Here is a 19,091-nt window from a genome sequence, read left to right on the forward strand (position 1 = left end):
TTGTGACCTCTTCACAGGAGCGAACGCACCGGACGCCCCGAAAGGAGGGGCGTCCGGCCGTGGTCACCTGGCCCAGCGCGGGGGGCGCTTCTCGAAGAAGGACAGCCGCCCCTCGGCGGCGTCCTCGGCGGCGAAGAACTCGGCGGACAGCTCGCCCATGCGGGAGAACGCCTCGGCCCGCCGTTCGGGGGCGGCCAGCGCCCCGGCGCCGAGTTCGCCGAGCAGTTCTTTGGTGCGCGAGAGCGCCTTGGGCGCGGAGCCGCGGATGCCCTGGAGGACCGCGTCGAGGGCGTGCGCCATGTCACGGTCGGGTACCGCCTGGGTGATGAGCCCGGCCTTGGCGGCGGCGGAGGCGTCGAACAGCTCGCCGGTGAGGAAGTAGCGGCTGAGCTGGCGCGAGTGCATCCGCGCGGACACGGGGACGGAGATGATCGCGGGCACCACGCCGATGCGCACCTCGGTGAACGCGAAGGTGGCGCTCTTGGGGGCCAGGGCGATGTCGGCGGCGGCGACCAGGCCGATGCCGCCGGCGCGGGCGGCGCCGTTGAGGGCGGCGATGACGGGCTTGGGGGCGCCCATGATCTGCTCGAAGACCTCCGGCAGCTCGGGGGCCGGCTCGACGGGCTCCCCGGCCAGGGCGGCGGCGACCTCCTTGAGGTCGGCCCCGGCGCAGAACACGGGTCCGGTGCCGGTGAGGACGACGGCGCGCACCTCGTCGTCGGCCATGGCGTCGGACAGCGCCTTGGAGAGTTCCGACCGCAGCCGCGCGGACAGCGCGTTGCGGTTGCGGGGGGAGTCGAGGGTGACCGTGGCCACTCCCCTGTCCACCTCAAGGCGTACCAGTGGCGTGTCGTCCTTGGTCGTCGGGGACGAGTGCTGCGTCATCGCAGACCGACCTTTCTCCGGGTCCATCATCTCCGCGGGTGCGGGGAGTGTGTGAGAGCGTGCGCACCGTCGGGGTACGGCGCACCCGAGAACGCCCGGTTTGTGACCGGACGCGCCTCTCTTGTGGCGGAATGCACGAATCCGATTCCACCCTAGACGGACGGATTGTTAAGGCACCACGGCCGAGTGGCCCGTGTTCGTTAAGTCCCTGTCACGGTCAGAGGGCGAACGTGTGAAGCACAACGGGGCCGGGGACCGTTGCGGTCCCCGGCCCCGCGGGAATCCGGTGTCAGCGGGTGGCCGCCGACAGCGCGTTCGCGAAGTTCAGCATGGTGGCGACGGCCTCGGCCCCGTCGGCCGCCTCGCTCACCCGCAGCGTGAGCGGCTCGGCGGTGATGGCGCCGGTGTAGCCGTGGTCGAGCTCGCAGCTCTCGTCGGCGCAGGAGGCCGGCTCCAGGTCGATGTGGGCGACCGCGCCCCAGTTGACGGAGAGGTTGACGCTGAGGACCAGTTCGCTGGGCATGCTCCCGGGCGTGTACTGCGCGGGGTTGGGCACGACCCTGGTGAGGGCGACCGACTGGATGTTGCCGAGCTGGATGCTGTCGGTGGTGGTGGACGCGTGCGAGGTACCGCCGGTCTCGGTGGGCGGGTGCTCGTCGGTGTGGCACACCACGAGCCGGGTGGCGGTGAGCAGCATGACGGTGATGTGCCGACGCATCTCCATCGCCGGGTCGAAGGTCGCCTCGTGGTGCACGACGAACGCCTCGGCGTTCTCGTCGCCCAGGGCCGTGGCGACGGCGTCGATCACCAGCGCGGGATAGTAGCCGCTGCGTTCGATCTCCAGCCGCCAGTCCGTGGACACGGCGCGTGTTTTCCTCATATCCCTATCCTGCCTGCTCCCCGCGGCACTTCGCGACCGCTGGGCGAAACGGGATGCCCAATGCCTGATCAGGACGCCACCCCTCGCCCGTGCGCGGGCACCGGCCACCGCATCAGAACGTCACCCCGCGCAAGCGCCGGGGCCCGGCGTCGGGCCGGATGTCGGGGGCCTCGCGCAGCCACATGCGGGCGCCCAGCACGTGCGCGCCGGTGGCGTTGACCAGCACCGGGTCCAGGTCGATGTAGCCGATCTCGGGGAACGCCTCCACCAGGCGCGACACCCGGATGAGGAGTTCCTCCAGCGCCTCCACATTGGGCTGTTCGGCCAGCGAGGTGGCCCCGGCGGGCAGCCCGAACAGCAGCGGCGCGGCCCGCACGGCGTGGATGAGGTCGGCGGCGTCCATGTCGGTGAGCGGGGCCAGCCGGAACGCGCGGTCGTCGAGGAGTTCGGCGGTGACGTCGGCCAGGCCGAAGGAGACCACCGAGCCGAACGACCGGTTGTCGCCCGCCCGCACCACGGTGGGCACCCCGGGGGCGACCATGCGCTGCACGACCAGGTCGGCCTCGGCACCGAACCGGTCGGCCAGCGACAGGTAGGCGCTGCGCACGTCGTCGGGGGTGCGCAGGTCGGCGCGGACGAAGGTGCCCCCGGACCGCACCCGCAGGTCGGGGGAGTCGGCCTTGACCACGACGGGGTAGCCCAGGCGCCCGGCGGCCACCACGGCCTCGTCGGGAGAGGACACGGGGATGTCGGGGTAGGCGGTGATGCCGTAGCAGGAGAGGAGTTCACGGGTGTCCTCGGCGGAGACCGCGGTGTCCTCGTCGTAACGGCGCTCGCCGCCGAACCAGACCTCCTCCTCGCCCGGGCCGTTCTTGAGCGCCCGGGTGATGGTGGCCCGGGCGCGGGCGCCGTCGATGTCGGGCAGCTCGGGGTGGCGGCCGGGCTTGCGGTCGCGCCACTGGGTGTACCGGGTGGCATAGGCCAGGGCGCGCACGGCGTCCTCGGGCGCGGGGTAGGAGGGCACCGAGCCGCGCAGCGTCTCCCCGCGCTCGCCCACGTGGCGCAGCTCGTCGGGAACGCCCTGGCGGGCCAGGTAGGTGGTGACGATGGGCTTGTCCGAGCCCAGGGAACGGGCCCGCAGCACCCGCGCGACGTCGTCGGAGATGGGGTGCAGGGCGGGGACGAACACGACCACGACGGAGTGGACGTCGTCGTCGGCCAGGGCCGCCTCCAGGGCGCGGTCGAAGTCGTCCGCGGTGGCCTGCGGGCCCAGGTTGACGGGGTCGTGCGGCTTGAGGCCCTGGCGGATCGCCGCGTCCTTGACCAGCAGCTCCAGGGAGTCGGAGTTGCCGATGACGCCGACCCGGGGCCCCTTGGGCAGGGGCTGGTAGGCGAACACCTGGGCGGCGTCGAACATCTGCGTGATGTCGTCGACCCGGACCACCCCGGCCTGCTGGAACAGCGAGGTGACGGCGTAGTCGGGCAGGGCCAGCCCGCCCGCCGCGTGGCCGGTGGGGGTGGTCTGCGCGGACCCGCCGCTGCGCACCGCCACGACCGGCTTCAGCTTGGCCAGGCGCCGGGCCAGGCGGGTGAACTTGCGCGGGTTGCCCAGGGACTCCAGGTACTGGAGGACGACCTCGGTGGACGGGTCCTCCTGCCAGTACTGCATGAGGTCGTTGCCGGACACGTCGGCGCGGTTGCCCGCGGAGACGAACGTGGACAGGCCCATCCCCCGGTCGGCGACGCGCTGTAGGATGGCCCGCCCCAGGGCCCCGGACTGGGAGAAGAACCCGATGGGCCCGCTCTGCGGCAGGTCGGGCGACAGAGTGGCGTTCAGGGACACCGACGGGTCGGTGTTGGCGACGCCCAGGCAGTTGGGTCCGACCACGCGCATCCCGGCGGCGCGGGCGGTGCGCACCAGCTCGTCCTGGCGGGCGCGCCCCTCGGGGCCGGTCTCGCCGAACCCCGAGCTGACCACGATCAGGCCGTGCACGCCCTTCTCGGCGCACTGCTCCACCACGTCGACGACCGCTTCGGCGCGCACGGCGACGACGGCCAGGTCCACCTGGTCGGGGATGTCCAGCACGGAGGGGTAGGCGCGCACGCCCACGACGGCCCTGGCCTCGGGGTGGACGGGGTAGACGGGACCCTGGAACTCGCTGTCGAGGAGGTTGCGCAGGGCGGTCTGGCCGATGGTGTGGGCGGTGCGGCTGGCGCCGATGACCGCGACGGACTCCGGGAACAGCAGCCGGGCGATGGAGCGCGACTCGGCCCGCTGTTCGCGGGCCCGCATGACCTCGGTGGAGTCGTCGGTGGGCTGGATGTCCAGGGTGAGCCGGATGACCCCCTCGTCGAAGGTCTGCTGGGCGGTGTACCCGGCTTCGCGGAAGACGTTGATCATCCGCCGGTTCTCCGGGAGCACGTCCGCGATGAACCGGCGGATGCCGCGTTCGCGGGCGGCCGCGCCGATGTGCTCCAGCAGGACGGAGGCCAGCCCGCGCCCCTGGTGGGCGTCCTCCACGACGAAGGCGACCTCGGCCTCCTCCGGGGCGACCTTGTCGTAGCGCACCACGGCGACGAGGGCGTCGGAGATGGTGGCGACCAGGGCCACCCGGTCCTCGTAGTCGACCGTGGTGAAGCGTCTGACGTCGCGGTCGGAGAGGCGGGGGTAGGGCGCGAAGAACCGGTAGTAGATCGTCTCCGGGGAGAGTCTGCCGTGGAACTCGCGCAACAGGTCGGCGTCGCCGGGGGTGATGGGGCGCAGGTGGGCGGTGCCTCCGTCGGTCAGAACGACGTCGGCTTCCCAGTGGTTCGGGTAGGACTGCACGACTGCGAGACTAGACGACAATCGGTCGATTCCGGGGAAAGTCGATGCGGCCGGTGCGAGATCGCCGGCGGTCCGCCCTTGTTCCCGGGGGTCGAAGGTCCCCATCCGGGAGCGAGCACCCTATGGCCGGATACGCTTGCCCACGGGGCTCGGCTCCGGGACGAGGTTCCCGAATCAGCGCGTGTCCGGGGTGCCGTCACTTCGTTACACACCGCTGACGATTCACCTGTTAACGTCGAGCGGGCACGAATTCTCATGACTCGGTGGTGGCTGGCGATATGACACGAGTGGTCGTGATCGGTGATCTGATGACCGACGCCGTAGCGCGCGCGTTCCACCCGTTGGCCCGCGGCAGCGACACCCCGGCGTCGGTGGTGATGTACGGCGGCGGATCGGGGGCCAACATCGCCTCCTGGCTGTCGGTGGAGGGCACCGACACCACGTTCGTGGGTCGGCGCGGCTCCGACATCACCGGTCGCACCCGCGAGATGGAGCTGATGGGCTACGGGCTCGACTCGCGGATGGTGATGGACCCCGAGGTCGCGACCGGGACCTGCGTGGTGATGATCACGCACCGGGGCGACCGGACGATGCTGAGCGACCCGGGCGCCAACGCCCGCCTTCAGCCCGAGGACCTGCCGCGCGACGTGTTCGGCCCGGACGGGCACCTGCACGTGTCGGGCTACACGCTGATCAACGCGGACTCGCGCCGGGCGGCGCGGGTGGCGCTGCGGATGGCGCGCGAGAGCGGCATGTCCATCTCGGTGGACGGCGGCTCGCACGCCCCGCTGGAGCGGGCCGGCGCGGAGAACTTCCTGGACTGGACGCAGGGCGCCCGCCTGCTGTTCGCGAACCTGGCCCAGGCCAAGGTGCTGACCGGCCGGGAGGACCCGGATGCGGCGGCCAAGGTGCTCACCGCCTGGTTCCCGAACGTGGTGCTGAAGCTGGGCGAGGAGGGCGGCCTGTGGGCGTCCAAGACCCGCGATGACGTGGTGCGGGCCCCGGCCGACCAGGTGGAGCCCTCGCCGGGCTCGGTGGGCGCGGGCGACGCGTTCATCGCGGGCTTCCTGCCCGCGTGGCTGGCGGGCCGCCACCCCAAGGAGGCCCTGGCACGGGCGCACCGTCTGGCGGCACGGGCCCTGCACCAGCCGGGCGCACGCCCGGACCTGGGCAACGGCCAGCCGGTGCGGCGCGGCGCCCCGCGCGGCCAGCGCATCCGCTGACCCGCACCCCCGCGACGTTCCGCGAACGGGGCCCGGCCGCGGCCGGGCCCCGTTCGCGTGTCCGGACCCGCGGCGGAGGAGGCGGGACGCGGCGGAGGAGGCGGGACGCGACGGAGGAGGCGGGACGCGACGGAGGAGGCGGGACGCGACGGGGAGGCGGGACGCGACGGGGAGGCGGGGAGGGGCTGCGCCGCTGCCGGCCGTTGCGGGCTGCCCGCCACGCGCCAGGCAGGGGGCCCGGCGCAGGCCGGACGCACCCGGTACCGGCGCACCCGGGCGACCGAACACGCGCCCGGGACCGGGACCGCGTGACGGACGGCCGCGGCCGCACGCGTCGGCGTGCTGTCGGTGGGTGCGCCCGGTGCCGCGGGTCAGCCGCCGGTGGTGGCGAGGGTGAGGGGCAGGACGGCGGGGGCGCCGAGTTCGCGCAGGATCGCGGCGCCGACGGTGAGGCTCCATCCGGTGTCGGTGTGGTCGTCGATGAGCAGGACGGGACCCGGGGTCGCGGCCTGGAGGTCGGCCAGGGCCTCGGCCAGGCCGGGGGCCGGGACCAGGGCCCGGTGCACCTGGGCCAGGCGCATGGCGCTGTTGTGCCGCCGCTCCCCCGGGCCCTCCGGGGTGGCGTAGGCCAGGGAGCCCACCGGGGCGAGGCGGCCCAGAGCGCACAGGCGTCCGGCCAGGTCGTTGATCATCCGTGGTCGGGTGCGCGAGGGCATGACCACCGCGCCCACCGGCCGCCGGTCCCAGTCCCAGGCGGCCAGGACGCGCACCAGCCCCTGGAGGACGTGGTCGCTCACCGGGGCCTCCGGGGCGCCCTCGGCGAGCAGGGCGCGCAGTTCGGTCCCCCAGCCGATGTCGGTGAACCGGCCCAGGGCACGGCCCGGCGCGGCCTGGAGCTCGGGTTTGATCCGCCCCGACAGCGACACCCCCAGGGTGTCCATGCCGGTGGGCCACTGGCGGCGCGGCTCGATGAGCACGCCCGGCCGGTCCAGGTGGGCGGCGGCCGCCTCCCGGCGGCCGGGGTCGACCCCGGTCTCCCAGGTGCGGCCGGTGCAGTTGTCGCAGCGCCCGCAGGCGGTCGCCGCCGGGTCGTCCAGCTGGCGGCGCAGGAACTCCATCCGGCAGGTGTCCAGGGCGATGTAGTCCAGCATCGCCCGCTGCTCGGTCTCCCGCGCCTTGGCGACCGCCTCGTAGCGTTCGGTGTCGTAGGACCAGGGCCGCCCGGTGGCCTCCCAGCCGCCGCGCACCCGGCGTACCGCCCCGTCGACGTCCAGGACCTTGAGCATCTGCTCCAGGCGGCTGCGGCGCAGGTCCACCCGGGTCTCCAGGCGGGCGACGGACAGCGGCCCGCCCTCGGCCAGCGCGTCGAGGGTGCGGCGCACGGTCTCCTCCGGCGGGAAGGACAGGCTCGCGAAGTACTCCCAGATGCGGACGTCCTCGCGCCCGGGGAGCAGCACCACCTCGGCCCGCTCGACGCCGCGCCCGGCCCGGCCGACCTGCTGGTAGTAGGAGATCGGCGAGGAGGGCGCACCCAGGTGCACGACGAACCCCAGGTCGGGTTTGTCGAAGCCCATGCCCAGGGCGCTGGTGGCCACCAGCGCCTTGACCCGGTCGGCGAGCAGGTCGTCCTCGGCGGCGCGGCGCTCGTCCGGGTCGGTCTGCCCGGTGTAGGAGCGCACCTCCATGCCCTGCTCGGCCAGGAACCGGGCGGTCTCCTCGGCGGCCGCGACGGTGAGGGTGTAGACGATCCCGGAACCGGGGATGCGGGGCAGCCGATCGGCCAGCCAGGCCAGCCGGTCGGTGGGCTCGGGCAGGTCCACCACCGACAGGTGCAGGCTCTCCCGGTCCAGGGCGCCGCGCAGCACGAGGGTCTCGTCCCGGTCGGTCCCGGCCCGCAGCTGCTCGGCGACGTCGCGGGTGACGCGCTCGTTGGCGGTGGCGGTGGTGGCCAGCACCGGCACGCCGTCCGGCAGGTCCAGCAGCAGGGAGCGGATGCGCCGGTAGTCGGGGCGGAAGTCGTGCCCCCAGTCGGAGACGCAGTGGGCCTCGTCGATGACGACCAGTCCGGCCCCGGCGGCCAGCTCGGGCAGCACCCGCTCGCGGAACTCGGGGTTGTTGAGGCGCTCGGGGCTGACCAGCAGCACGTCCACCCCGCCCGCCGCCACGTCGGCGTAGACGGCCTGCCAGTCGGTGGTGTTGGCGCTGTTGACCGTGCGGGCGTGGATGCCCGCGCGCTCGGCGGCGGAGATCTGGTTGCGCATGAGGGCCAGCAGCGGCGAGACGATGACGGTGGGCCCCGCGCCCCGGGCCCGCAGCAGCGCGGTGGCCACGAAGTACACCGCCGACTTGCCCCAGCCGGTGCGCTGGACGACCAGGGCCCGGCGCCGGTCGGCGACCAGGGCGTGGATCGCGGTCCACTGGTCCTCGCGCAGCCGGGCGGAGTCCCCGGCCAGGGCGCGCAGGTGCGCCTCGGCGCGCTCGCGCAGCTCCCCGGCGGCGGGGTCGGTGGTGAGGGTGGGGTCAGGGGTGGTGGCCATGATTCCTTCGTACCAGAGCGGGCCGACGTCCGGGCCGTTGTCCACAGGCGCGCACCCGCCACGTCACCCGTCCCCCCAACGGACGCCTCCGGCGCGAACCCCGCCGGGCGCCGGTCCCCGAACGGACCCGGGAGTCGACAACGGTAACAAAACAGAAACTTTCAAAGTTTCCTCCATTGCGCCCACATCTTCCCCTGCGCACACTCTGAACACGGTTCCTCACGCATGGGAGCGCTCCCATGTGCGAACCCCCCGCTGAACCCAGAGAGGCGCACCGATGGACGACAACCGCCCACCCCCCTCCCCCACCCCCTCCCGCCGGTCCCCCGGCCGCGGCACCGCCGCCGTCCTGGCGGCGCTCGCGATCGGCGGCGCGACCGCCCTCACCGTCACCACCCTCGCCACCGGCCCGAACGCGACCCCGGCGGCCGCGGCGACGGCCCTCGTCCCGGTCGGCTCCGGGAGCTACGACGACGCCCTCCCCGCCGGCGCCACCGGCCCCTCCGACCTCAACGGGGCACCGGTCGACCCCAAGGTCACCGGCGACTTCCAAGGACCGGCGCCCACCAACGAGTGGTGGTCCTCGCTCATCTTCCAGCGTTACCCGGACAACCCCTACGGCGAGAACCTCTACGCCCACCCGGCCACCTACCGGCCCCACGCCGAGGGCCTGGAGATGGGCCACCCCCGCGAGCCCCGACTCGTCGCGGACGGCCTCAAGTACGAGTTCCCGCACACCGCCGACCTCTCCCTGGGCGCCGTCGGCCTGGACTCCCCCGACACCCGGGTCGCCGACAGCGGCGACTGGACCGTGACCGCCCGCTGGTCGGGCGGCCCCACCCTGGACGTCACCATCGGCCAGGGCCTGCCCTTCGCGCACGCCCGCACCGACGGCGGCGACGCCGAGGTGGCCTTCACCGGCTCCCCGGACGTCTGGCACGAGGACGGCTCCACGGTCGGCGCCACCGTCAACGGCAACCACTACGCCCTGTTCTCGCCCACCGGATCCCCGTGGTCCCGCTCGGGGAACACCTTCACCGCGCCCACCGGGGACGGCGGGCACTACTCCGTCGCCCTGCTGCCCTCGCCCGACGCGCTGGACGACTTCGCCCCCTACGCCCATTCCGCGGTCACCGGCTCCGTCGTCGAGTACGACTACGACGAGGCGGCCGCCACCCTCACCAGCACCTACCGGGTGGAGACCGAGGCGCTGGAGGGCGGCACCGAGGGCACCGTCCTGGCGATGTACCCGCACCACTGGGACAACAGCGACGACGAGGTCGCCGGCCTGTCCTACGCCTCCCCGCGCGGGGAGATGCGCGTGGCCCTGGGCGGTTCCTTCACCACGGAGCTGACCGCGCAGGGCATCCTGCCGAGCCTGCCCACGGTCGACTCCGCCGACCACGACCGGCTGCGCCTGCTCATCGACGAGGTGCTCGACGAGGACGCGCACTTCCCCTCCCCCGGCGACACCTACTGGGACGGCAAGGCCATGGGGCGCCTGGCCCAGCTGGTGCCCATCGCCGACTCCATCGGGTACACCGAGGCCCGCGACGAGCTCCTGGGCCTGCTCAAGGGGCGTGTCGAGGACTGGCTGACCGCCGGAGGCGACCGCGGTCTGCACTACGAGGCCGACTGGGGAACGCTCCTGGGCTACCCGGACAGCTTCGGCGCCACCACCGAGCTCAACGACCACGACTTCCACTACGGCTACCTGGTATCGGCCGCCGCCACCATCGCCCGCTACGACCGCGGCTGGGCGGCCGAGGACGCCTGGGGCGGCATGGTGCGCATGGTCATCGACGACGTGGCCGCCACCGAGGACGGCCTCTTCCCGCGCCTGCGCTCCTTCTCCCCCTACGCCGGGCACGGCTGGGCCTCCGGCCACGCCGGGTTCGCCGCGGGCAACAACCAGGAGTCCTCCTCCGAAGGCATGCACTTCGCCTCCTCCACCGCCCTCTTCGGCGCGCTGACCGGCGACGACGAGCTGCGCGACCTGGGCGTCTTCCTGCACACCACCCAGGCCTCCACCGTCACCCGCTACTGGCAGGACCACGGCGGGGAGACCTTCCCCGACGCGTTCGACCACGACGTGGTCGGCATGGTCTGGGGCGACGGCGGCGACTACCGCATCTGGTGGGACGGCGGTGACGAGGAGCACTACGGCATCAACTACCTGCCGATCACCGCGGGCTCCCTCTACCTGGGTCACGACCCCGCGCACGCCGGGGCGATGTACGACTCCCTCGTGGACCGCCTGGGCCGCGAGCCCGACATCTGGCGCGACATCCACTGGGCGCACCGGGCGCTGTCGGACGGCGACGCCGCGCTGGACATGTTCGAGGCGCAGTGGCAGACCTACGAACCGGAGGCGGGCGGCTCCAAGGCGCACACCTACCAGTGGATCTCCACGCTGGCCGAGGTCGGCACCGTGGACACCTCCGTCACGGCCGACACCGCCCACTACGCGGTGTTCTCCGACGGGGACGGCCGTGCCTACACCGCGTTCAACCCCGGCGGCTCACCGATCACCGTCACGTTCTCCGACGGCACCGAACTGGAGGTGGCCCCGGGCGCCCTGGCCTCCACCGTCGGCGAGGGCGGCGGGGGCGACCCGGGCGACCCCGACCCCGGGGACGGTGACCTGGGCGACGGCGTGCTGTACCCGAGCGGCTCGGCCCTGTCGACCGAACCCCCCGGCTCCGAGGGCGCCATCACGGTGCCCGACGCCGGCGGGGTCAACCGCGACGGCACCCCGCCCGCGGACGCGGTGGTGCTCGAACTGGAGGGTGTCAGCGGATCCTTCGACGGCGGGGGGACCTCCTTCTCCCTGCCGGTGGACTCCGGGAACTCGGTCGCCAACGCCGTCCAGGTGCGCGTCGAGTACGACTTCGACGGTGACGGGACCGTCGACCGGACCGAGACCTACCCCTACTTCGCCACCAACGACGTCACCGGGTGGGAGTCCTACACGCAGGGGTCGGGCCCGTCCTCCGTCTCCGGCGGCTTCGCCGACCTCGACGGCGGGACCGTGCGCCTGCGGATCTGGAGCGCCCTGGGCACGGCCGACTCCGCCGTGCGGACCGGCGCGGACGGGGGTGCCACCCTGACCGTCCCCTTCGGCGACTGACGCGCGGACGCCGTCCGGCGTCCCCGGTGGCCCCGCTCCGGCTCGCTCCCGGAGCGGGGCCGCCCCCGTGTGCGGGGGGTCATAAAACCCCACCACCACGGACGAAAACCATCAGTCGTGCGGCTCACACACGCCCGACCACGTGCCCGTGTACGTTTCAGTCTCTGGTTCGGGCCAGAATTACGGACATGGCCCGTACAACTTCCCACCCCCCTGAGGATCTCGCCGAGAAGATCATCGACATCGACGTCTCGGAGGAAATGCGCGGCAGCTTCCTTGAGTACGCCTACTCGGTGATCTACCAGCGCGCCCTGCCCGACGCGCGCGACGGCATGAAGCCCGTCCAGCGCCGCATCCTGTACCAGATGAACGAAATGGGGCTGCGTCCGGAACGCGGGCACGTCAAGTGCGCCCGCGTGGTCGGTGAGGTGATGGGCCGCCTGCACCCTCATGGCGACTCCGCCATCTACGACGCGCTGGTGCGCCTGAGCCAGCCCTTCGCCATGCGCGTCCCCCTGGTGGACGGCCACGGCAACTTCGGCTCCCTGGGCGGCGACGACGCCCCCGCCGCCATGCGTTACACCGAGGCCCGCCTGGACCGGGCCGCCGAACTGCTCGTGTCGGGCATCGACGAGGACGTCGTCGACTTCAAGCCCAACTACGACGGCCAGGAGACCGAACCCGAGGTCCTGCCCGCGGCCTTCCCGAACCTGCTGGTCAACGGTGCCTCCGGCATCGCGGTCGGCATGGCCACCAACATGGCCCCGCACAACCTGGGCGAGGTCATCGCGGCGGCCCGCCACCTCATCGCCCACCCCGAGGCCACCCTGGAGGAGCTCACCGAGTTCGTCCCGGGTCCGGACCTGCCCACCGGCGGCACCATCGTCGGCCTGGACGGCATCCGCGACGCCTACCGGGCCGGGCGGGGCACGTTCAAGACCCGCGCCACCGTCGCCATCGAGAAGGTCAGCGCCCGGCGCACCGGCCTGATCGTCACCGAGCTGCCCTACAACGTCGGCCCGGAGAAGGTCGTCGCCCGCATCAAGGAGCTGGTGCAGTCCAAGAAGCTCCAGGGCATCTCCGACCTGAAGGACCTGACCGACCGCACCCAGGGGCTGCGGTTGGTCATCGAGCTCAAGAACGGCTTCAACCCCGAGGCCGTCCTGGAGGAGCTCTACCGGCTGACGCCGATGGAGGAGTCCTTCGGCATCAACAACGTGGCCCTGGTCGACGGCCAGCCCCAGACCCTGGGCCTGCGCGAACTCCTCCAGGTCTACGTCGGCCACCGCCTGGAGGTCGTGCGCCGCCGCAGCGAGTTCCGTCGCCGCAAGCGCCGCGAGCGCCTGCACCTGGTGGACGGCCTGCTGGTGGCCCTGCTCGACATCGACCGCGTCATCGCGCTCATCCGCGAGGCCGAGGACTCCACCGCGGCCCGCGAGTCGCTGATGGCGGCCTACAGCCTGTCGGACGTCCAGGCCCGCTACATCCTGGACACCCCGCTGCGCCGTCTGACCAGGTTCGACCGGCTGGAGCTGGAGACCGAGCGCGACCAGCTCAACAACGAGATCGACGAACTCACGTCGATCCTGGAGTCGGACAAGAAGCTGCGCCGGGTCGTCTCCAAGGAGCTGGGCGACGTCTCCAAGAAGTTCGCCACCCCGCGCCGCACGCAGCTGCGCGAGAGCGACGGAGCCTCCCGCGCCGCGGTGATCCCGCTGGAGATGGCCGACCAGCCCTGCCACGTGCTCATGGACGTGGACGGGCGGATCGGCCGCAGCAAGGGCGCCGCCCCGCCGCCCATGTTCGAGGGGCTGCGCGTGCGGCACGACGCGATCGCCGTTTCGGTGCCCACCACCTCCCGTTCGGACATCGGCCTGGTCACCGACCTGGGCCGGATGATCCGCGTCCCGGTGGTGGAGCTGCCCGAGCTGCCCGACGAGGGCGAGGAGGCCCCGCCGCTGGCGTCGGGTCTGCCGGTCACCGAGTTCGTCCAGCTCGACGGGGACGAACGGGTGGTGTCGGCGGTGTCCATGGACGCCTCCGGGCCCGGCTTCGTCCTGGGCACCGTCGCCGGCGTGGTCAAGCGGGTCGCCCCGGACTACCCGCCCAACAAGGACGACTTCGAGGTCATCACCCTCAAGGACGACGACCGGATCATCGGCGTCTCCCAGCTGTCCACGGGCGAGGAGGACCTGGCGTTCGTCACCTCCGAGGCCCAGCTGCTGCGTTTCCCCGCCTCCGCGGTGCGCCCGCAGGGCCGCCCGGCCGGCGGTGTGGCGGGCGTGCGCCTGCCGGAGGAGGCCCGCGTGCTGTGGTTCGGCGCGGTGAGCAGCCCCGACGACTCGGTGGTGGTCACCGTGTCCGGTGCGGGCAACGCGCTGGAGGGCACCCAGGCCGGAGCGGCCAAGGTCACCCCGTTCACCGCCTACCCGGCCAAGGGCCGCGCCACCGGCGGTGTACGCTGCCACCGCTACCTCAAGGGCGAGGACACCCTGCTCATGGCGTGGATCGGCCGGAATCCGGCGCGGGCCGCCCGCGCCGACGGCAGGCCGGTGCGCCTGCCCGACACGACCGAGCGTCGGGACGGGTCGGGTGAGGCTCTGCCGCGCGCGATCGTTACGGTAGGGAGTGGACGAACCGACTTCGGTATCACGGCACCGGGATCCGGGGCCTGAGGAAGCCGCAACATGCCGTGCACATCGACCTGGTTCGATGTGCACGGCATCGTCTTGAGCACGGAAAGAGGGGGACTTCATGGGCAACGGCAGCGGGAGCAGCCCGGCGGGCGGGGCGTTCGACGACGTCATCGCCGCCAACGACGACTACGCGTCCCGGTATTCGCTGGCCGGGCTCAAGCCCGTCGCCGCGCGCGGTCTGGCCCTGGTGACCTGCATGGACTCCAGGATCGAGCCGCTGGACATGCTGGGTCTCAAGCCCGGTGACGCCAAGATCCTGCGCAACGCGGGCGCCCGGGTCACCGATGACACCCTGCGGACCCTGGTGCTGGCCGTGTACCTGCTGGGGGTGGAGCGGGTGCTGGTCCTGCCGCACACCCGCTGCAAGATGGCGTCCGTGCCCAGCGACGACGCGGTGCACGACACCATCCTGGAGGAGTACGGGGTGGACACCCGCAGCCTGGAGTTCCACACCGACAACGACCAGTTGGGGGCGCTGCGGCACGACCTGGAGCGCATCCGCCACCACCCGCTGCTGCCCGCCGGGCTGCCGGTGGCGGGGGCGATCTACGACGTGGACACCGGGCGGATCTCTCCCGTCGACCTCTGAGAGGGGGCTCACGGGCGTGTGCGCCCCCGGTGACCGGGGATCAATCAGGGGAATGCGGTCATCTCCCCGACCGTTTGACCCGAGGACGGCCCCCGTGCCGCCGGGAGGAGCACTCGTGGAAGAGAGCACGTACGACATCTTCAACCGCGCCCGCATGTTCATGGAGCTGGGCGACCCCATCTACGCGGCCAAAACCCTGGAACCGGCGGTGGAGGACGAGCCCGAGAGCCGTTCCCTGCTGGAGCTTCTCGGCCGCGCCTACTTCCACTCCGCACAGTTGACCAAGGCGGAGCGGACGTTCCGCCGGATCATCGAACTCGACCCGGTGGACCACTGGGCGCACATCGCGCTCGCCCGCACCCTGGAACGCCAGAGCAGGCACGACGAGGCGGCCACCTACCGCCGTATGCACGCGGTGATGTCGGGCGGCTCGCTCGACTGAGGCCGCCCGCGCAGACGGCCCCCGGGACGTGCGGTCCCGGGGGTCTCGCCGTACGTGCCCGCTACCCTGCTGGTCATGGCACCTTCGACAGACCCCGACGGCACCCCCTGGGTGGACCGATGCAGCGACTCGCGGCGCTCCTGGGCCGACGAGGCGGTCCGCAAGGTGACCGCGGACGCGAACCGCTCGGCCGACACGCACCTGCACGTGTTCCCGCTGCCCCCCGAGTGGGGCATCGACCTCTACCTCAAGGACGAGTCGGTCCACCCCACCGGCAGCCTCAAGCACCGGCTGGCCCGGTCCCTGTTCCTGTACGGGCTGGCCAACGGGTGGATCGAGGAGGGCACCACGATCGTGGAGGCCAGCTCCGGCTCCACCGCGGTGTCGGAGGCGTACTTCGCGCGACTGCTGGGCCTGGACTTCGTCACGGTCATCCCCCGCAGGACGAGCCCGGAGAAGATCGCCCTGATCGAGCGCTACGGGGGCCGCTGCCACTTCGTGGACTCCCCGCCGGACATGTACTCCGAGGCGGAGCGGCTGGCCGCGGAGAGCGGCGGTCACTACATGGACCAGTTCACCTACGCCGAGCGGGCGACGGACTGGCGTGGCAACAACAACATCGCCGAGTCGATCTTCGAGCAGCTGTCGATGGAGCGGCACCCGTGCCCGGACTGGATCGTGGTGGGCGCCGGCACCGGCGGCACCTCTGCGACGATCGGCCGCTACCTGCGCTACAAGCGGCTGCACACCCGGCTGGCGGTGGTGGACCCGGAGAACTCGGCGTTCTTCCCGGGGTGGGTGACCGGCGCCGCGGACTACGGGACGGGGATGCCCTCGCGCATCGAGGGGATCGGCCGCCCGCGCATGGAGCCGAGCTTCGTGCCGTCGGTGATCGACCTGATGATGCCGGTGCCCGACGCGGCGAGCATCGCCGCCATGCGTCACCTGTACGACCGCACCGGCCTGTCGGCGGGCGGCTCCACCGGGACCAACCTGTGGGGCGTGTGGCACCTGGTGGCCCGAATGCGCGCAGAGGGCCGTCGGGGCAGCGTGGTGACCCTGATCTGCGACGGCGGCGAACGCTACCGGCACAGCTACTACAACGACGCCTGGGTGGCCGAGCGCGACCTGGACCCCGCCCCGTACCGGGACGCCATCGACCGCTTCCTCGACGACGGTGTCTGGGCCCCGCCCGCCTGACCGTGAGGATGTAGATGGCACCGCTCGCGGGTCTGACCCGCCGCCTGGCTGACGCCCCGGCTGTCCTGATGGGGAATCGTCGACCCACCGGGCGGTGCCGCCACACGCGCGGCCGAAGAACAGCTCCTACAAGCCACTTGACATCTATAGGAGCTTCCCCGGTACGGCACCGGGCCCCGGGGGGAGACACCTCGGGTTCCAGCGGTGGTCGCGACACCCTGGCTTCGGGGAGGTTGCGACCACCGTGTCGTTCTCGAAGCAGGCACCGGCCCGTCTGCGAGCACGGTTCCTGGAACGGATGGCCGATGGCGGCGGTGTCACCGAGGTCGCCCGATCCCCGGGCGTCGACCGCGACACCGTGTTCGGGTGGGCCGCCCGCCGGGGGTGGCGGCGGGCGGGCCGAAGCGGAGCGGAGGTCCGGAAGAGCAACGCCTCTACGCGTCGATGCGGGCGACGTCCAGCTCCTGGGCACCCTGCTGGATGAACCGGCGGCGCGGCGCGACCTCGTTGCCCATGAGCAGGTTGAACACGTTGGCGGCCTCCTCCGCCTGCTCCACCCGGATGCGGCGCAGGGTGCGGTACCGCGGGTCCATGGTGGTCTCGGCCAGCTGGTCGGCGTCCATCTCGCCCAGACCCTTGTAGCGCTGCACCGGCTCCTTCCAGGAGATGCCGCGCTTCTCCAGGTCCAGCAGGGTGCGCGTCAGCTCGGCGTCGGAGTACGTGTAGATGTACTTGTCCTCGGGCTTGGCGCCCCGCTTGCGGCGGGTGTTGGTGAGCTCGATGCGGTGCAGCGGCGGAACCGCGGCGAACACCCGGCCCGCCTCCAGCATCGGCCGCATGTAGCGGTAGATGAGGGTGAGCAGCAGACAGCGGATGTGCGCGCCGTCCACGTCGGCGTCGGCCATGAGGATGACCCGGCCGTAGCGGGCGGCGTCGAGGTCGAAGCTGCGCCCCGAGCCGGCGCCGATCACCTGGATGATGGCGGCGCACTCGGCGTTCTTGAGCATGTCGGCGACCGACGACTTCTGCACGTTGAGGATCTTGCCGCGGATGGGCAGCAGCGCCTGGAACTCCGAGTCGCGGGCCAGCTTGGCGGTGCCCAGCGCCGAGTCCCCCTCGACGATGAACAGTTCGCTGCGGTCCAGGCCCTCGCTGCGGCAGTCCACCAGCTTGGCGGGCAGTGCCGAGTTCTCCAGGGCGTTCTTGCGCCGCTGGGTCTCACGCTGCTGGCGGGCGGCCAGGCGGGCCTTCGCGGCGTTGACCACCTTCTCCATGACGGTGCGGGCCTTGGCCTTGTCCGCCCTGTTGGTGGAGGTGAGGAATTCGCGCAGTTCCCGGCCGACCACCTGGGAGACGATGCGGGCGGCCGCGGAGGTGCCCAGGATCTCCTTGGTCTGGCCCTCGAACTGGGGCTCGGGCAGGCGGACGGTGACGACCGCGGTGAGGCCCTCCTGGGTGTCGTCCTTGGTGACGGGGTCATCGCTGTTCTTGAGCAGCTTGACGGCGCGCAGCTGGTCGTTGATGACCCGGACCAGGGCCCGCTCGAACCCGGTGATGTGGGTGCCGCCCTTGGGGGTGGCGATGACGTTGACGAAGGAGCGGACCGTGGTGTCGTAGCCGGTGCCCCAGCGCAGGGCGACGTCGACGTCCAGGCGGCGCTCCACGTCGGCGGGGACCATGTGCCCGGCGTCGTCGAGCACGGGAACGGTCTCGGTGAAGTTGCCGCTGCCCTGGATGCGCAGCACGTCGCTGACCGCATCATCGGGTGCCAGGAAGGTGCAGAACTCGCTGATTCCGCCGTCGAAGCGGAACTCCTCCTCGAAGGGCTGGTCCTCGCCCTCCACGCGCTCGTCGCGCACGGAGATGGTGAGCCCCGGCACCAGGAAGGCGGTCTGGCGTGCCCGCTCCAGCAGGGACTCCCGGGCGATCTCGGCGCCCTTGATGAAGATCTGCATGTCCGGCCAGAACCGGATGCGGGTGCCGGTGAGCTTCTTCGCGATCTTGCGGAACTGCTCCAGGCCCGAGACGGCGGTGAACTCGGCGTCGGGCCCGGCCCCCGCGAAGCGGCCGGGGATGCCGCGGCGGAAGGAGAGGCCGTGGGTGTGGCCCTGGCGGTCGACCTCCACGTCGACGCGGGCGGACAGGGCGTTGACCACGGAGGCGCCGACGCCGTGCAGACCGCCGGAGGCGGTGTAGGAGCCGGTGCCGAACTTGCCGCCGGCGTGCAGCTTGGTCATGACCAGTTCCACACCGGACAGCCCGCTCTTGGGCTCGATGTCGACGGGGATGCCGCGGCCGTCGTCGGCCACCGACACCGAGCCGTCGTTGTGCAGGACGACGTCGATGCGCGTGCAGTAGCCGCCCAGGGCCTCGTCGACGGAGTTGTCGATGATCTCCCACATGCAGTGGGTGAGGCCGCGGCTGTCGGTGGAGCCGATGTACATGCCCGGCCGTTTGCGCACCGCTTCAAGACCTTCGAGGACCGACAGGTGTCGGGCGGAATAGTCCTCGGGGTCGTGGACGGCTGCGGTCAAGGCGGTCACTCGGACATCTCCTGCGTCTTGAGGGCCATCGGGGCTCGGATACGGTGCGTGCCCTTTGTACCGCGCCGCACCGACGAAAAGGTCCAGGCCACGGCGTACGGGTCGGTTCACCTCGTGCACCGAGGGAGGTTCGGGCGGG

Annotated in this window: 11 protein-coding genes; 6 read left to right on the forward strand and 5 right to left on the reverse strand. The window is 72.2% G+C overall.

Annotation, left to right across the window (positions count from 1 at the left end; all coding sequences use genetic code 11):
* Positions 1-63: 63 nt before the first annotated feature.
* The 3 genes from QJS33_RS08470 to QJS33_RS08480 all read right to left on the reverse strand — a co-directional run bounded on the left by QJS33_RS08470 (position 64) and on the right by QJS33_RS08480 (position 4,592).
* A complete protein-coding gene (locus tag QJS33_RS08470) occupies positions 64-885 on the reverse strand; it encodes an enoyl-CoA hydratase-related protein (protein ID WP_306367318.1) in 822 nt (273 codons plus the stop codon).
* 289 nt (positions 886-1,174) lie between these two features.
* Positions 1,175-1,747 carry a DUF5998 family protein gene (locus tag QJS33_RS08475; protein WP_306367363.1) on the reverse strand — a complete coding sequence of 191 codons (573 nt, stop codon included), beginning with the start codon at positions 1,745-1,747 and terminating at the stop codon, positions 1,175-1,177.
* Positions 1,748-1,877: 130 nt separating this feature from the next.
* Positions 1,878-4,592 carry a bifunctional GNAT family N-acetyltransferase/acetate--CoA ligase family protein gene (locus tag QJS33_RS08480; RefSeq protein ID WP_306367319.1) on the reverse strand — a complete coding sequence of 905 codons (2,715 nt, stop codon included), beginning with the start codon at positions 4,590-4,592 and terminating at the stop codon, positions 1,878-1,880.
* A 287-nt stretch (positions 4,593-4,879) separates the two neighbouring features.
* Between QJS33_RS08480 and QJS33_RS08485 the strand changes: the two genes are divergently transcribed.
* Positions 4,880-5,815: a carbohydrate kinase family protein gene (locus QJS33_RS08485; protein WP_306367364.1), complete on the forward strand. Its 936-nt coding sequence runs from the start codon at positions 4,880-4,882 to the stop codon at positions 5,813-5,815.
* 371 nt (positions 5,816-6,186) lie between these two features.
* Here the strand turns inward: QJS33_RS08485 and QJS33_RS08490 are convergent, their stop codons facing one another.
* Complete coding sequence (locus QJS33_RS08490; RefSeq protein WP_306367320.1) at positions 6,187-8,352, reverse strand: ATP-dependent DNA helicase RecQ; 2,166 nt, start codon at positions 8,350-8,352, stop codon at positions 6,187-6,189.
* A gap of 277 nt (positions 8,353-8,629) precedes the next feature.
* On the opposite strand from QJS33_RS08490, the gene QJS33_RS08495 reads away from it, so the two are divergent.
* From QJS33_RS08495 to QJS33_RS08515, 5 genes are all read left to right on the forward strand, one after another.
* The gene (locus tag QJS33_RS08495) at positions 8,630-11,482 is read left to right on the forward strand and encodes a glycosyl hydrolase (RefSeq protein WP_306367321.1); all 2,853 of its coding nucleotides are present in this window, start codon (positions 8,630-8,632) and stop codon (positions 11,480-11,482) included.
* A gap of 188 nt (positions 11,483-11,670) precedes the next feature.
* Positions 11,671-14,157 (forward strand): DNA topoisomerase (ATP-hydrolyzing) subunit A, encoded by a 2,487-nt coding sequence (locus tag QJS33_RS08500; protein WP_306367322.1) that lies wholly within the window; start codon positions 11,671-11,673, stop codon positions 14,155-14,157.
* A gap of 79 nt (positions 14,158-14,236) precedes the next feature.
* A complete protein-coding gene (locus tag QJS33_RS08505) occupies positions 14,237-14,767 on the forward strand; it encodes a carbonic anhydrase (RefSeq protein ID WP_306367323.1) in 531 nt (176 codons plus the stop codon).
* Positions 14,768-14,882: 115 nt separating this feature from the next.
* Positions 14,883-15,209, forward strand: coding sequence for a tetratricopeptide repeat protein (locus QJS33_RS08510; RefSeq protein ID WP_306367324.1), 327 nt, complete (start codon positions 14,883-14,885; stop codon positions 15,207-15,209).
* Positions 15,210-15,284: 75 nt separating this feature from the next.
* On the forward strand, positions 15,285-16,409 hold the full coding sequence (locus tag QJS33_RS08515) for a PLP-dependent cysteine synthase family protein (RefSeq protein WP_306367325.1): 1,125 nt from the start codon (positions 15,285-15,287) through the stop codon (positions 16,407-16,409).
* Positions 16,410-16,843: 434 nt separating this feature from the next.
* On the opposite strand, the gene QJS33_RS08520 is transcribed toward QJS33_RS08515, so the two are convergent.
* Positions 16,844-18,952 carry a type IIA DNA topoisomerase subunit B gene (locus QJS33_RS08520; protein WP_306367326.1) on the reverse strand — a complete coding sequence of 703 codons (2,109 nt, stop codon included), beginning with the start codon at positions 18,950-18,952 and terminating at the stop codon, positions 16,844-16,846.
* Positions 18,953-19,091 lie beyond the last annotated feature (139 nt).

Source organism: Nocardiopsis sp. CC223A, from assembly GCF_030766825.1.
In the GTDB taxonomy this organism is placed as follows: domain Bacteria; phylum Actinomycetota; class Actinomycetes; order Streptosporangiales; family Streptosporangiaceae; genus Nocardiopsis.

Excerpts from the sequence above, each read along its gene's own strand:
- QJS33_RS08505 (WP_306367323.1), top strand. The coding sequence starts at position 14,237 with ATGGGCAACGGCAGCGGGAGCAGCCCGGCGGGCGGGGCGTTCGACGAC.
- QJS33_RS08500 (WP_306367322.1), top strand. The coding sequence starts at position 11,671 with ATGGCCCGTACAACTTCCCACCCCCCTGAGGATCTCGCCGAGAAGATC.
- QJS33_RS08490 (WP_306367320.1), bottom strand. The coding sequence starts at position 8,352 with ATGGCCACCACCCCTGACCCCACCCTCACCACCGACCCCGCCGCCGGG.
- QJS33_RS08470 (WP_306367318.1), bottom strand. The coding sequence starts at position 885 with ATGACGCAGCACTCGTCCCCGACGACCAAGGACGACACGCCACTGGTA.
- QJS33_RS08515 (WP_306367325.1), top strand. The coding sequence starts at position 15,285 with ATGGCACCTTCGACAGACCCCGACGGCACCCCCTGGGTGGACCGATGC.
- QJS33_RS08495 (WP_306367321.1), top strand. The coding sequence starts at position 8,630 with ATGGACGACAACCGCCCACCCCCCTCCCCCACCCCCTCCCGCCGGTCC.